Source organism: Cellulomonas sp. A375-1 (assembly GCF_001040865.1).
In the GTDB taxonomy this organism is placed as follows: domain Bacteria; phylum Actinomycetota; class Actinomycetes; order Actinomycetales; family Cellulomonadaceae; genus Cellulomonas; species Cellulomonas gelida.
On the sequence record NZ_LFKW01000018.1, the window covers coordinates 66905 to 79101 of the forward strand.

The following is a 12197-nucleotide window of genomic DNA, read 5'->3' on the forward strand; positions in this document are numbered from 1 at the left end:
CGCGATCGCTGACGCGGGCGGCCTCGACGACGTGGACGCGATCAGCGTCGGCGGGCAGCAGCACGGCATGGTCACCCTCGACGAGAACGGCGAGGTGGTCCGCGACGCGCTGCTGTGGAACGACACCCGCTCGGCGCAGGCCGCGCTCGACCTGATCGACGAGCTCGGCGGCCCGCAGGCGTGGGCGGACGCGACGGGCTCCGTGCTCGTCGCCTCGCTCACGGTCACCAAGCTGCGCTGGCTGCGCGACGCGGAGCCGCAGAACGCGGCGAAGGTCGCGGCCGTCGCGCTCCCCCACGACTGGCTCACGTGGCGCCTCGCGGGGCACGGGCCGGGCACGGGAGGTCTCGACCAGCTCGTCACCGACCGTTCCGACGCGTCCGGCACGGGCTACTGGTCGCCCACGACGAACGACTACCGGCACGACCTGCTCGAGCTGGGCCTGGGCCACGACGCGGTGCTGCCGCGCGTGCTGGGCCCGAACGAGGCCGGACCGCGTTCGGCCGTCGGCGCACGCAAGCCGGTCCTCGGACCGGGTGCGGGCGACAACGCGGCCGCGGCGCTGGCCCTGGGCCTGCGCCCGGGCGACGTCGCGGTGTCGATCGGCACGTCGGGTGTGGTCTCGGCCGTCACCGGCTCGGCCACCACCGATGGCACCGGCATGGTGAACGGCTTCGCCGACGCGAGCGGGCACTTCCTGCCGCTCGCGTGCACGCTCAACGCGTCGCGCGTCCTGGACGCGACCGCGCGCATGCTCGGCGTGGACCACGCGGGCCTCTCGGAGCTCGCGCTGCAGGCTCCTTCGGGTGCCGACGGCCTGGTGCTCGTCCCCTACCTCGAGGGCGAGCGCACGCCGAACAAGCCCGACGCCACGGGCGCGCTGCACGGTCTGCGCCTGGCCAACACCACGCCCGCGCACCTCGCGCGGGCCGCGGTCGAGGGCATGCTGTGCGCCCTCGCCGACGGCGTCGACGCGCTGCGGGCGCAGGGCGTCGCCGTGGAGCGGCTGTTCCTCATCGGGGGCGGCGCGCGGTCCGAGGCCGTGCGGCGCATCGCGCCGAGCGTGCTCGGTCTCGACGTGCTGGTCCCGACTCCCGGTGAGTACGTCGCGGACGGTGCCGCGCGGCAGGCGGCGTGGGTGCTCTCGGGCACCGACGAGCCGCCCGCCTGGAGCGCCGCCGGCTCGGCCGAGGTGTTCACGGCCGCACCCGACCCCCGGGTGCGTGAGCAGTACGCGGCCGTGCGTGACCTGACCGCCACCCGCCCGACGGACGTCTGAGGCACTCCGCAGCTCGGACGCCCCGCTCGGCGCGACGAAGGCCCGGTACCGCGAGGTACCGGGCCTTCGTCGTGTGCGGTGTCGTGCCGCGTGCGTCAGTGCGCCTTGTCGTACGCCTCGCGCACCTCGGCGCTGATGCGGCCACGCTCGGAGACCTCGAGCCCCTGACCCTTGGCCCACTCGCGGATCGCGTGCGCGTCGTTGTCGCTGCGGCGGCGGCGCGCGCCGGCGGGGCGAGCGGCGGACGTCGAACGGCCGCCGACCCGGCGTGCGTGGCCGACCCACGTCGCGAACGAGTCACGCAGCTGCGCCGCGCGCTCGGCCGTGAGGTCGATCTCGTACGTCACGCCGTCGAGCGCGAAGGTGACCGTCTCGTCCGCGGCGGCGCCGTCGACGTCGTCGATCAGCAGGACCTGAACCTTCTGAGCCATCCGGTGTTCTCCCGTAATTGTGTCGCACCGTCATTCTGTCGACAGTCAGCATCACACCGGGAAACAATTCACGTCAAATGGATGGGCGAGATTCCGTCGATGAATTCGTGGCGGCCCGCTCCGCTTCCTCACGATCCATCCGCGCGAGCGCCTGACGCTCGGTGCGGTCCGCGTTGACGATCGAACGCATCGCGAACCAGAACAGCAGCCCCACACCGATCGACGGAATGACCGCCGCGAGCACGCCCCCGATGCCGTTCATGCCTGCGGCTTCACGAGCGGGAACAGGATGGTGTCGCGGATCGACTGTCCGGTGAGCGCGATGAGAAGGCGGTCGATCCCCATTCCCATGCCGCCCGACGGCGGCATCGCGAACTCCATCGCCGTGAGGAAGTCCTCGTCGATGCGCATCGCCTCGTCGTCGCCGCGCGCCGCGAGCAGCGCCTGCGCCTCGAACCGCTGCCGCTGGATCACGGGGTCGACGAGCTCGGAGTACGCGGTCGCGAGCTCGAGGCCGCGCACGTACAGGTCCCACTTCTCGACGAGGCCCGGCTTGCTGCGGTGGTCGCGCGTGAGCGGCGAGGTCTCGACCGGGAAGTCGCGCACGAACGTCGGCGCGTGCAGGTGCGCCCCCACGTGGTGCTCCCACAGCTCCTCGACGAGCTTGCCGTGGTTGCGCTGGGCCGGGGCGAGCTCGATCTCGGCCTTCTCGAGCAGCCTGAGCAGCGTCTCGTCGTCCGTGTCGTGCGTGATCTCGACGCCCACCGCCTCGGACAGGGACTCGTACATCGTCAGGTGCGTCCAGTCGCCACCCAGCTCGTACTCGGTCCCGTCGGCGAGGACGGCCGTCGTCGTGCCGAGCGCCTCGAGCGCGGCGGTCTGCAACAGGTCCTGCGTGAGCGCCGCCATGGTGTCGTAGTCGCCGTAGGCCTCGTACGCCTCCAGCATCGCGAACTCCGGCGAGTGCGTGGCGTCCACACCCTCGTTGCGGAAGTTCCGGTTGATCTCGAAGACGCGCTCGACGCCACCGACCGCGGCTCGCTTGAGGAACAGCTCCGGTGCGATCCTCAGGAACAGCTCCATGTCGAACGCATTCATGTGCGTCTCGAACTGACGCGCTGCCGCGCCCTCGGGGCGCACCTGGAGCATCGGGGTCTCGACCTCGAGGAATCCACGCCGTGCGAAGTTGTCGCGCAACGATCGCACGACGGCGGCGCGGGTCCGCACCATGTCGCGCGCCTTGGAGTTGACGATGAGGTCCACATAACGCTGCCGCACGCGCGCCTCGTCGGACAGCTCGGCACCCTCGTACAGGTTCGGCAGCGGACGAATGGCCTTGGCGGCCATCTGCCACGAGTCCGCGAACACCGACAGCTCGCCGCGCTTGGACTGGATCACGCGCCCGTGCACGAACACGTGGTCGCCCAGGTCGACGTCCGCCTTGAACGCCGCGAGGCGCTCCTCGCCGACCTCGGCGAGGCTCAGCATCGCCTGCAGCCGCGTGCCGGCGCCGTCCTGCAGCGTCGCGAAGCACAGCTTGCCCGTGTTGCGCAGGAACACGACGCGGCCGGCCACGCCGACCTCGTCGTCCGTCTCCTGCCCGGGCTCGAGCGCCGGGTACGCCGCGCGCACCTGCTCGATGGTGTGGGTCCGGGGCAGGGACACCGGGTAAGGCGCCGTGCCCTGCGCCAGCAGGCGCTCGCGCTTCTCGCGCCGGATGCGGATCTGCTCGGGCGTGTCGTCGGTGACGACCTCGGGCGCGTCGGCAGCGGGCGGCAGCGGGGTGTCGGTCACGGACCCATGGTAATCGGCGGGTCCGTCGCGACATTCACCCCAACGCGACCTGCACCCGCGACCGTTGTCACAGCGACAGTGGGATCGAGCAGCACGAGGAGACGACGTGGCCAGACCGTGGGAACAGCTGCTGGACCAGGTGGCGCGCGAACGCTACCCGCGCCTGGTCGCGCACGCCGCCCTCGTCGCGGGGTCGACGAGCGACGCACCCGACCTGGTGCAGGAGGCGCTCATCGCGACCTTCCGCGGCCGGGCACGGTTCACGACCGTCGAGCAGGCCGAGGCGTACGTGCGGCGCGCGATCGCGTCCCGCGCGATCGACGAGGTCCGCCGCCGCAAGCGCGAACGCCTCGTCGCGCTGCGCGCCGCGGCCGAGCCGACGCCACCCGACACCGTCGAACCACCGGGTCCGGGCCGCGACGTGCTGCGGGCCCTCGCGCTCCTCAGCCCGCGTGAGCGCGCCTGCGTGGTGCTGCGGCAGATGGAGGACCTGTCCGTCACCGAGACCGCGCACGTCCTCAACCTCAGCGAGGGCGCCGTCAAGCGCTACACGTCCGACGGCCTGGCACGCCTCGCGCAGATCCTCGGCACCCACCCGCACCACCCCGACGAGACCGTCCCGGTCCGTCCCACGACCACCCCCGCCGTGCAGGTCCCCCGCCTCACGCCGACGACGAACCCGGAGGGCGCACGATGAACGACCTCGGCCAGCTCCTGCACGGCGCACGCGACGAGATCGCGGAGGCGACCGGCCCCATCGACGAGCGAGAGCTGACGCGCGTGCGCGGCACCGTGCGCCGCGCCCGGATCCAGCGCCACACGTTCGAGTCCGTCGGCGCCGCGGCGTGCGCGGGCGTGCTCGGTCTCGGCGCCTGGTCGCTCACCTCGTCGGACTCCAGCACGCCCGTGGACCCCGCGACGCGCAGCGCGACGAACGGCCCGACCAGCGCACCCAGCCCGACGACCGAGCCGACGACCGAGCCCACGACGGCCGTCGACGACGGTCCCGCGGTGCGTGCCGCGCAGATCGACGACGCGACCGTGCTCGCCCGGCTGTCCGCGCCGCGCACCGGCGAGCGGTGGTTCGACGAGGCGATCGAGGCGTCCGACGCGCTCGACGCGCTGTTCACGGCCGACGAGCTCGCGAACGGCCCGGACTACCAGCTGACCCTCGTCGGCGACCGCGAGGCCTCGGCGATCTACGCGCTGTCCTTCCCCGGGGTGCAGGAGGACAGCGTCGCGTGGGGCGCGCGCGTCGAGCTCTACGAGATCGACGAGGACGGCCCGCGGGCGATCGCCTGCCCGAGCGCCCGCACCACCGACGCGTGCGCGACGGACTTCTCCTCGTCGAAGGCCGTCGAGGACCGGGACACGTTCTACGACACGCTCACGCTCCCCGCGAGCCTCGCGCTCGGCGACGGGTGGGCGCTGTCCACCGAGGCGACCCGCGCCGAGGCGAACCGGGTGGGTGGCATGTCGCTGCCGGCCGCGGGGTCCGGCGAGCGGCTCGAGGACGTCGCGACGTTCGGTCCGCTGACCGTCGCGCGCCGTGACGTCGTCAGCAACCTCGACGGGCTGCGGTCCTCGTCGTACGTCGTCCGCACCCCGTTCGGCTCGATGATCCCGGTCGCCGACGCCGACGTGCCGGGCCTGGACTACCTCGACATCACGTGGGACGACGGCGTGGACCGCAGCACGAGGGGCGCCGACGGCGACTGGGCGAACTACGCGCAGGCACCCGCCGTGGGCACGTGCTCGACCGCGCAGTTCTCCGTCGAGAGCTCGCACGACGCGGCGCAGTGGCGCACGGCGGGCCGCACCGCCGACGGGCGCGACGTCGTCGTCCCCGCCCCAGGCAACCCACTGGCCGCCGCGGTGCACGACTGGCAGCTGGAGAACTCCGGCACGATCGACCCGGACTCGGGCGACACGCTCACCGGGCTCGACGCCGGCTACCGGTTCGCCACCACGGACGACTTCCTCGCCGCGCAGTCGCTGTACGGCGTGCAGGGTCCGGGCGGCGAGTGGCACCTGCAGCTGCGGCCCGAGGCGACGAACATCGTCTGGGAGTGCGCCTGACGGCCCGGGCGCTCGCGCGGCTGGTGGCCGAGCGCCGCTGACGTCAGGCCTGCAGGTCGAGGGCCAGGTCGAGGATCGGGGACGAGTGCGTGAGGCCCCCGACGGACAGGTAGTCGACGCCCGTGCCGGCGACCTCGCGGGCCCGGTCCAGGGTCAGGTTCCCGGTGGCCTCGAGCTCCGTGCTCGGGGCCACCGCGCGTACCGCGGCGACCACGTCGGCCAGCACGGGGGTCGGCATGTTGTCGAGCAGCAGGAAGTCCGCGCCCGCGGCGACGGCCTCGAGCGCCTGGTCGCGCGTGTCCGCCTCGACCTGGATCGCGACGTCCGGGAACCGCGCGCGCACCGCCTCGATCGCGGCCGTCACCGAGCCGGCCGCGGCGACGTGGTTGTCCTTGACCATCGCGACGTCGTACAGGCCCATGCGCTTGTTGGTGCCGCCGCCGCAGCGCACCGCGTACTTCTCGAGCGCGCGCAGGCCCGGCGTGGTCTTGCGGGTGTCGAGCACGCGGGCGCCCGAGCCGTCGAGCGCGTCGGCCCAGCGGCGCGTGTGGGTAGCGACGCCCGACGCGCGTGAGGCGAGGTTGAGCAGCGTGCGCTCCGCGACGAGCAGGAGCTGCACAGGGCCGGTGAGCTCGGCGAGCACGTCGCCGCGGGTCACGCGGGTGCCGTCGGGCACGCGCACGACGAACGTCGCGGGCGTCAGTCCCAGGCGCTCGGCCACCTGGCGCAGCACCACGGGCACGACGACGAGCCCCGCGACCACGCCGTCCGCGCGCGCGACCAGGTCGGCGGTGCCGGTCGTCGTCGGCGCGATCGTCGACTGGGACGTCACGTCCCGCCCCGGCGCGGGGCCGAGGTCCTCGTCGAGCGCCGTCGCGACCAGGCGCTCGATCGCGGTCTCGTCGGGGCCGGGGTCACCGGGCAGCACGCCCGGGCGGGCGGCAGGCGCGCCGGTGGGCGCGCTCGTCGGGTGCGTCATCGTCGTCCTCAGTCGATCGGGGTGCGGGACAGCTCCAGGCGGCCGTCCTCGCCCAGCCGGGCGTGCAGGCGCAGGCGCCACCGCTCGTCGGGCTCCGGGAAGTCGGAGCGGGCGTGCCCGCCGCGGCTCTCCTGGCGCGCGAGCGCGGTCGCCGTGAGCACGCTCGCGACCTGGTGCACGTTCGTCGTCTCCCACTCGGCCACCTGCGGGGCGGCGAGCAGCCGGTCGTCGTCGTGCCGCTGGTGCGCGTCGGTGGGGACCGCCGCCAGCCCGGCAGCGGCGCGGCGCAGGCCGTCGCCCGAGCGCAGCACGCCCGGACCGTCGGTCGCCAGGCGCTGCACGCGCGACCGCGACGCCGCGGCGACCAGCGCCTCGTCGCCCGCGCGCTGCACCGGGTCCTGGTGGTGCAGCGTGCCGACCGCGACCTGCTCGGTGATGTGCCGGGCCGCGCGGTGCGCGAACACCAGACCCTCGAGCAGCGAGTTCGACGCGAGACGGTTCGCGCCGTGCACGCCCGTGCAGGCGACCTCGCCCGCGGCGTACAGACCGCGCAGCGACGACCGCCCGACGAGGTCAGTGACGACGCCACCCGAGTGGTAGTGCTGCGCGGGTGCGACCGGGACCAGGTCCGTCGTGAGGTCGATGCCGTGCTCGAGCAGGCGCTCGTGGATCGTCGGGAACCGCTTGCGCAGGAACTCCGCGCCCAGGTGCCGCGCGTCGAGCCACACGTGGTCCGAGCCGGTCGCGGCCATCTGCCGGACGATCGCGTGCGCGACCACGTCCCGCGGCGCGAGCTCGGCCATCGGGTGCACGTCCGGCATGAACCGCACGCCGTCGGTGTCGAGCAGGAGCGCACCCTCGCCGCGCACGGCCTCCGAGACCAGCGTGAGCTGGCCCTTCACGCCCGAGCCCAGCCACAGCACGGTCGGGTGGAACTGCACGAACTCGACGTCGCCCAGGACCGCGCCTGCGCGCAGCGCCGCCGCGATGCCGTCGCCCGTCGCCTGCGGCGGGTTGGTCGACGAGCGGAACACCTGGCCGATCCCGCCGGTCGCGAAGATCACGGCCTTGCCGAGCGCCGCGCCCACGCCGTCGCGCTGTCCCTCACCGATCACGTGCAGCGTCACGCCGCACGCCGCGCCGGGCCGCCCGTCCGGTCCGGGAGGGCCGGTCAGCACGTCCAGCACCAGCGCGTGCTCGATGATCTCGATGCCCGGGTCCTCGCGGACCGCCTCGATCTGTGCGACGAGCGCGCGGGAGATCTCGGCACCCGTCGCGTCGCCGCCCGCGTGCACGATGCGGTCGGCGTGGTGCCCGCCCTCGCGGGTGAGGGAGATCTGCCCGTCGGGGGCGGTGTCGAACACCGCGCCGAGGCCCACGAGCTCGCGCACACGCGCGGGCCCCTCGGTCACGAGCACCTCGACCGCGCGCGGGTCGCACAGACCCGCGCCCGCGACGAGCGTGTCGGCCAGGTGCGCGGCGGGCGAGTCCTCCGGGTCGAGCGCCGCGGCGATCCCACCCTGGGCCCAGACCGTCGAGCCCGACCCGAGCAGGTCCTTGGTCACCAGCAGCACGCGCGGCACACGCGTGCGCAGCTCGAGCGCCGCCGTCAGCCCCGCGATGCCCGAGCCGACGACGATCGCGTCGACCTCGATCGTCCAGCCCGCCGGCGGCGCGACGAGCCGGGTCGCGAGCCGCGGGGGCGTGTCACCGGACGTCGCCTGCACAGGGTCCGACGAGGCCGCGTGCACGCCCGTCGTGGCGACGCCCGCCGTCGTCGGGGCGGTCGTCGTCACCGCGTGGCGCCGTGCGTGACGGGACCCTGGGCCTGCTCGTCGGACGCGGCGTCCCGCCGGTCGTCGGGACGCTCGTCGGACCGGTGCTCGACCGCGTTCCCGTCGACGACCGACTCGTGCGGACCGTGCGTGTGGGGCTCGCGCACACCGCACCCGGCGTGCGTGTGCGGCGCGCCGCGGTCCACCGCGTGCGGGTGGTCCACCAGGTCCCGGCCCTGCGCGAACGGCACGCCGCTCGGCAGGAGACCCGCGGCCTGGGTCCACTCGTCCGGCACCTGACCGGGGTCGTCGGACAGGTCGACGATCCGGTTGTCGGAGTCGACGAGCACGACGTGCGGCTCGTAGGTGCGGGCCTCGGCGTCGGACATGACTCCGTACGCGATGAGGATCACGACGTCCCCGGGGTGCACCAGGTGCGCCGCGGCGCCGTTGATGCAGATCTGCCCCGAGCCCGCCTCGCCCGCGATCGCGTACGTGGTCAGGCGCGAGCCGTTCGTCACGTCGACGATGTCGACCTGCTGGCCGGGCAGCAGGTCCGCCGCCGCGAGCAGGTCCGCGTCCACCGTGACCGACCCGACGTAGTGCAGGTCCGCCTGCGTCACCGTCGCGCGGTGGATCTTGCCGGTCATCATCGTGCGCATCAGCGTGGTCATGCCTCGCCTCCCAGCGTCACGCTCGTGTTGTCGATCAGGCGCGTCGTGCCGACGCGGGCCGCGAGCGCGAGCACGGCCTCGCCTGCGTGGTCGTCCGGGACCGGCGTGAAGTCGTCCGGGTCGACGAGCGCGACGTAGTCCACGTCCGTGACCCCGGCCGCCGCGAGCGCCTCGCGCGCCGCGGCGAGCACCGCACCCGCGCCGCCGTCGGACGCCTGCTCCCCTGCCCGCAGCGCCTGGGACAGACCCCGGGCGCGGTGCCGTTCGTCGGGCGACAGGTAGGCGTTGCGGCTCGAGAGGGCGACGCCGTCGTCGTCGCGCACCAGAGGCACGCCGACCACCTCGACGGGCACGTCCAGGTCGCGGACCATGCGCCGCACCGCGACGAGCTGCTGCGCGTCCTTGCGGCCGAACAGCGCGACGTCCGGACGCGTCAGGTGCAGGAGCTTGAGCACGACGGTCAGGACGCCGTCGAAGTGCCCGGGGCGGATCACGCCCTCGAACGACTCCCCCAGCGCACCGGCGCTCACGCGCACGACCGGGTCGCCGTCGGGGTAGACGACGTCGGGCTCGGGCGCGAACACCACGTCGTCGGGGCCGAGCAGCCCGGGGCCGGTGAGCAGCGCGAGGTCACGCTCGAGGTCGCGCGGGTAGCGCGACAGGTCCTCGCCCGCCCCGAACTGCAGCGGGTTGACGAAGATCGTCACCACCACCCGGTCCGCCAGCGTCCGCGCGTGGCGCACGAGCGACAGGTGCCCCGCGTGCAGCGCGCCCATCGTCATCACGACGGCACGCGCGTGCCGCGCTTGCGCCGCACCGGTGCTCGGCGCGCGCAGGGCGGCGTCGAGCTCCGCGCGGGTGCGCGCGAGCGTCGGGGTACCGACGGCGGTGGTCATGCGTCCTCCTGCGGGCCGGGCGGCCCGTCCTGCGGGTCGTCGTGCTGCTCGTCGTGCTGCTCGTCGCCCCGGGCGTCGTCGTGCGCGGACCCGGGATCGGCGCTGTGCTCTGACTGCAACGATCCCGCATCCGGATCGATGCCCGCGACCGGCGAGGACTGTGACGTACCCGACGCGAGCGCGTCGAGCACCCGGGCGGCGGCGTCCGCGGAGAGCAGCCCGGCGGCCAGCGCACGGGCGTCGGCGGCCCGCGCGAGCGTCCGGTAGGCCGCCGGGACGTCGGGTGCGCCCTCGACGGCGGCGAACGCGTCGAGCACCGCGAGGTGCTCCACGACCGTCCCCGCGTCGCCCCGGCGCACCGGCCCGGTCAGCGCGGCGATCGCCCCGCTCCCCCGTGCGTCCCGGCCCAGGACGTCACCGGGCGACTCGGCGCGCAGCGCACCGTCGAGCGCCGCCTCGAGCAGCGGCGTCAGCATCCGGCCGGGGTCGTCGACACCCGCCGCGGCGAGCGCCTGCGCGGCCTGCGCGACCAGCACGACGAGGTGGTTCGCACCGTGCGCGAGAGCCGCGTGGTACAGCCCGCGCGCGTCCTCGTCGAGCACGGTCGGCTCGCCGCCGATCTCCACGACGAGCGCCTGGCCGATCGGCAGCACGGCCGCCGGCGCGGTCACCGCGAACGGGCAGCCGATCAGGCGGGCCAGGTCGAGCGACGTCCCGGTGAACGTCATCGCGGGGTGCAGCGCGAGCGGGATCGCCCCGGCCGCGCGCGCGGGCGTCAGGACGTCCGTGCCGTACCGCCCGGACGTGTGCACGACGATCTGACCGAGCTGCCACGCGCCGGTCTCCGCGAGCCCGCGCACCAGGTCGGCGAGCGCGTCGTCGGGGACGGCGAGCACGACGAGCTCGGCGCGCCGCACGACCTCCTGGACCTCGAGCACAGGCACTCCCGGCAGCAGCGCCTCGGCTCGGTCGCGTGACGCCTGCGACACCGCGCTGACCCCGACGACCGGGTGCCCGGCCGCACGCAGCGCGTTGCCCAGCACCGCGCCCACGCGACCCGCGCCGACGATCCCGACCCCGAGCCGCCCCGGACGACGCTCGGGCGCACCCGGCGCGACGTCGGCCGGCCCGACGCTCACGACCTCTCCCGCATCCACTGCTCGGCACGCGCCGCGGCCCGCGCCGTGCGTGCCCGCTCCGCCTGCTCGTCGAGCAGCGCCGCGGCGACGCGGCCGTCCAGGTGGTCCACGCGCGGCGAGACCGGCCCGGGCGTCGAGTGCACGACGAAGCTCGCGAGCCCCAGCCGGCGCTGCAGCGGCCCCTGCTCGAGCCCGAGGGACTGCGTCCGCTCGTGCGGGACGACGTCGACCTGCCGGACCAGCCGGCCGGAGCGCGCGACCAGTGCTGTCCGCGTGACCCGCACGCCGTGACGACGCCACGCGATCGGGTCGACCCAGCGCGCCTGCCGGGGCGCGGGCGTGAACCCGCCCTCGTCACCGACGCCCGACAGTGCCGCGTCGACCAGCGCACGCGGGTCGGCGACGCCCAGGTCCGGCAGCACGAGCCACAGCGCGGTCGCTGCCTCGTCGCGCGTCGCCACCGGGTGCAGGACGGTCGCCCGCTTGGCGTCCTCGCTCGTCCCGTAGCCGGCGACGTTGATCTCGACGCGCCACCAGTCCGACCGTCGCCACCACAGCGGCTGCGTGAGGCGCACGGCCTGCACACGCCCCGGCGGCACGGTCTGCGCGCGCTGCTCGGTCAGGCCGTGCCGCAGCCGGATGCCGTCCGGCGAGACCGCCGCACGGAAGCTCGCGCCCGCGTTCACGCGGCCCCACAGCGCACCGCCGAACCCGACGAACGCGGGGAACAGCACCGCGAGGATCCCCACGTCACGCGACCAGACGGCGCTCACGACCGCGACCACGACCAGCACGACGAGCCCGACGACCGTCGCCGAGCGCAGCGTCGCCGCGAGCAGGCGCGGCATCGGCACCGCGTAGACCTCCTGCTCGGGCGCCTCCTCGAACGCGGGAGGCAGCGGCAGGGTGGCCGACGACGAAGCGACCGGGGTCTGAGCGGCAGGGATCTCCGCAGCGCGGGTGTCGCCGAGGGTCCCGTCGGCGAGGACGGCCTCGCCCGCCATCCCGTGCTGGCCGGTCCCGGGCGTGGTGCCGACCGCGGGGGCATCGCCGGGGCCGGCGGCGGGCTCCGGGCGGGTGGTCACGGGGGTGCCGACCGCGGCGGTCACCGCGCTCGGCGTCGTCGCGGCGGCCGACGACGGGCGCCGCAG

11 protein-coding genes and 1 pseudogene are annotated in these 12197 nt (G+C 74.8%); 3 read left to right on the forward strand and 9 right to left on the reverse strand.

The annotated features are described in order from the left end of the window. On the forward strand, positions 1 to 1279 hold a 1279-nt coding region (locus CWIS_RS02125; protein WP_048341571.1), incomplete at its 5' end, for an FGGY family carbohydrate kinase. Between the two features lie 95 nt (positions 1280 to 1374). On the opposite strand, the gene CWIS_RS02130 is transcribed toward CWIS_RS02125, so the two are convergent. From CWIS_RS02130 to lysS, 3 genes are all read right to left on the reverse strand, one after another. After that, positions 1375 to 1710 carry an Lsr2 family protein gene (locus CWIS_RS02130; protein ID WP_048341572.1) on the reverse strand — a complete coding sequence of 112 codons (336 nt, stop codon included), beginning with the start codon at positions 1708 to 1710 and terminating at the stop codon, positions 1375 to 1377. A 73-nt stretch (positions 1711 to 1783) separates the two neighbouring features. Then, positions 1784 to 1972 (reverse strand): hypothetical protein, encoded by a 189-nt coding sequence (locus CWIS_RS02135; RefSeq protein WP_048341573.1) that lies wholly within the window; start codon positions 1970 to 1972, stop codon positions 1784 to 1786. After that, entirely contained in the window at positions 1969 to 3504 is a 1536-nt protein-coding gene (gene lysS / locus CWIS_RS02140) for a lysine--tRNA ligase (RefSeq protein ID WP_048341574.1), read from the reverse strand. The genes CWIS_RS02135 and lysS overlap by 4 nt, the downstream gene beginning before the upstream one ends. Before the next feature lie 106 nt (positions 3505 to 3610). Here lysS and CWIS_RS02145 point away from each other — a divergent pair, with 106 nt between their 5' ends. Both CWIS_RS02145 and CWIS_RS02150 read left to right on the forward strand, forming a co-directional pair. Continuing rightward, a complete protein-coding gene (locus CWIS_RS02145; protein WP_048341575.1) occupies positions 3611 to 4201 on the forward strand; it encodes an RNA polymerase sigma factor in 591 nt (196 codons plus the stop codon). Beyond that, on the forward strand, positions 4198 to 5583 hold the full coding sequence (locus tag CWIS_RS02150) for a hypothetical protein (RefSeq protein WP_048341576.1): 1386 nt from the start codon (positions 4198 to 4200) through the stop codon (positions 5581 to 5583). The genes CWIS_RS02145 and CWIS_RS02150 overlap by 4 nt, the downstream gene beginning before the upstream one ends. 43 nt (positions 5584 to 5626) lie before the next feature. On the opposite strand, the gene nadC is transcribed toward CWIS_RS02150, so the two are convergent. The 6 genes and pseudogenes from nadC to CWIS_RS02180 all read right to left on the reverse strand — a co-directional run. After that, positions 5627 to 6562: a carboxylating nicotinate-nucleotide diphosphorylase gene (nadC, locus tag CWIS_RS02155; protein WP_048341577.1), complete on the reverse strand. Its 936-nt coding sequence runs from the start codon at positions 6560 to 6562 to the stop codon at positions 5627 to 5629. Positions 6563 to 6570: 8 nt separating this feature from the next. Then, positions 6571 to 8289 (reverse strand): L-aspartate oxidase, encoded by a 1719-nt coding sequence (locus tag CWIS_RS02160; protein ID WP_048341598.1) that lies wholly within the window; start codon positions 8287 to 8289, stop codon positions 6571 to 6573. Between the two features lie 266 nt (positions 8290 to 8555). After that, a pseudogene (gene panD / locus CWIS_RS02165) lies at positions 8556 to 9011 on the reverse strand (aspartate 1-decarboxylase); the annotation flags it as partial. After that, on the reverse strand, positions 9008 to 9907 hold the full coding sequence (panC, locus tag CWIS_RS02170; RefSeq protein ID WP_048341578.1) for a pantoate--beta-alanine ligase: 900 nt from the start codon (positions 9905 to 9907) through the stop codon (positions 9008 to 9010). The gene panC and the pseudogene panD, both read right to left, overlap by 4 nt. After that, on the reverse strand, positions 9904 to 11046 hold the full coding sequence (locus CWIS_RS02175) for a Rossmann-like and DUF2520 domain-containing protein (protein WP_048341579.1): 1143 nt from the start codon (positions 11044 to 11046) through the stop codon (positions 9904 to 9906). Before CWIS_RS02175 ends, panC begins: the two co-directional genes overlap by 4 nt. Next, the coding region (locus tag CWIS_RS02180; protein WP_156186515.1) for a PH domain-containing protein at positions 11043 to 12197 on the reverse strand (1155 nt) is incomplete at its 5' end. The genes CWIS_RS02175 and CWIS_RS02180, both read right to left, overlap by 4 nt.

Excerpts from the sequence above, each read along its gene's own strand:
- nadC (WP_048341577.1), bottom strand. The coding sequence starts at position 6,562 with ATGACGCACCCGACGAGCGCGCCCACCGGCGCGCCTGCCGCCCGCCCG.
- CWIS_RS02135 (WP_048341573.1), bottom strand. The coding sequence starts at position 1,972 with ATGAACGGCATCGGGGGCGTGCTCGCGGCGGTCATTCCGTCGATCGGT.
- CWIS_RS02130 (WP_048341572.1), bottom strand. The coding sequence starts at position 1,710 with ATGGCTCAGAAGGTTCAGGTCCTGCTGATCGACGACGTCGACGGCGCC.
- CWIS_RS02150 (WP_048341576.1), top strand. The coding sequence starts at position 4,198 with ATGAACGACCTCGGCCAGCTCCTGCACGGCGCACGCGACGAGATCGCG.
- panC (WP_048341578.1), bottom strand. The coding sequence starts at position 9,907 with ATGACCACCGCCGTCGGTACCCCGACGCTCGCGCGCACCCGCGCGGAG.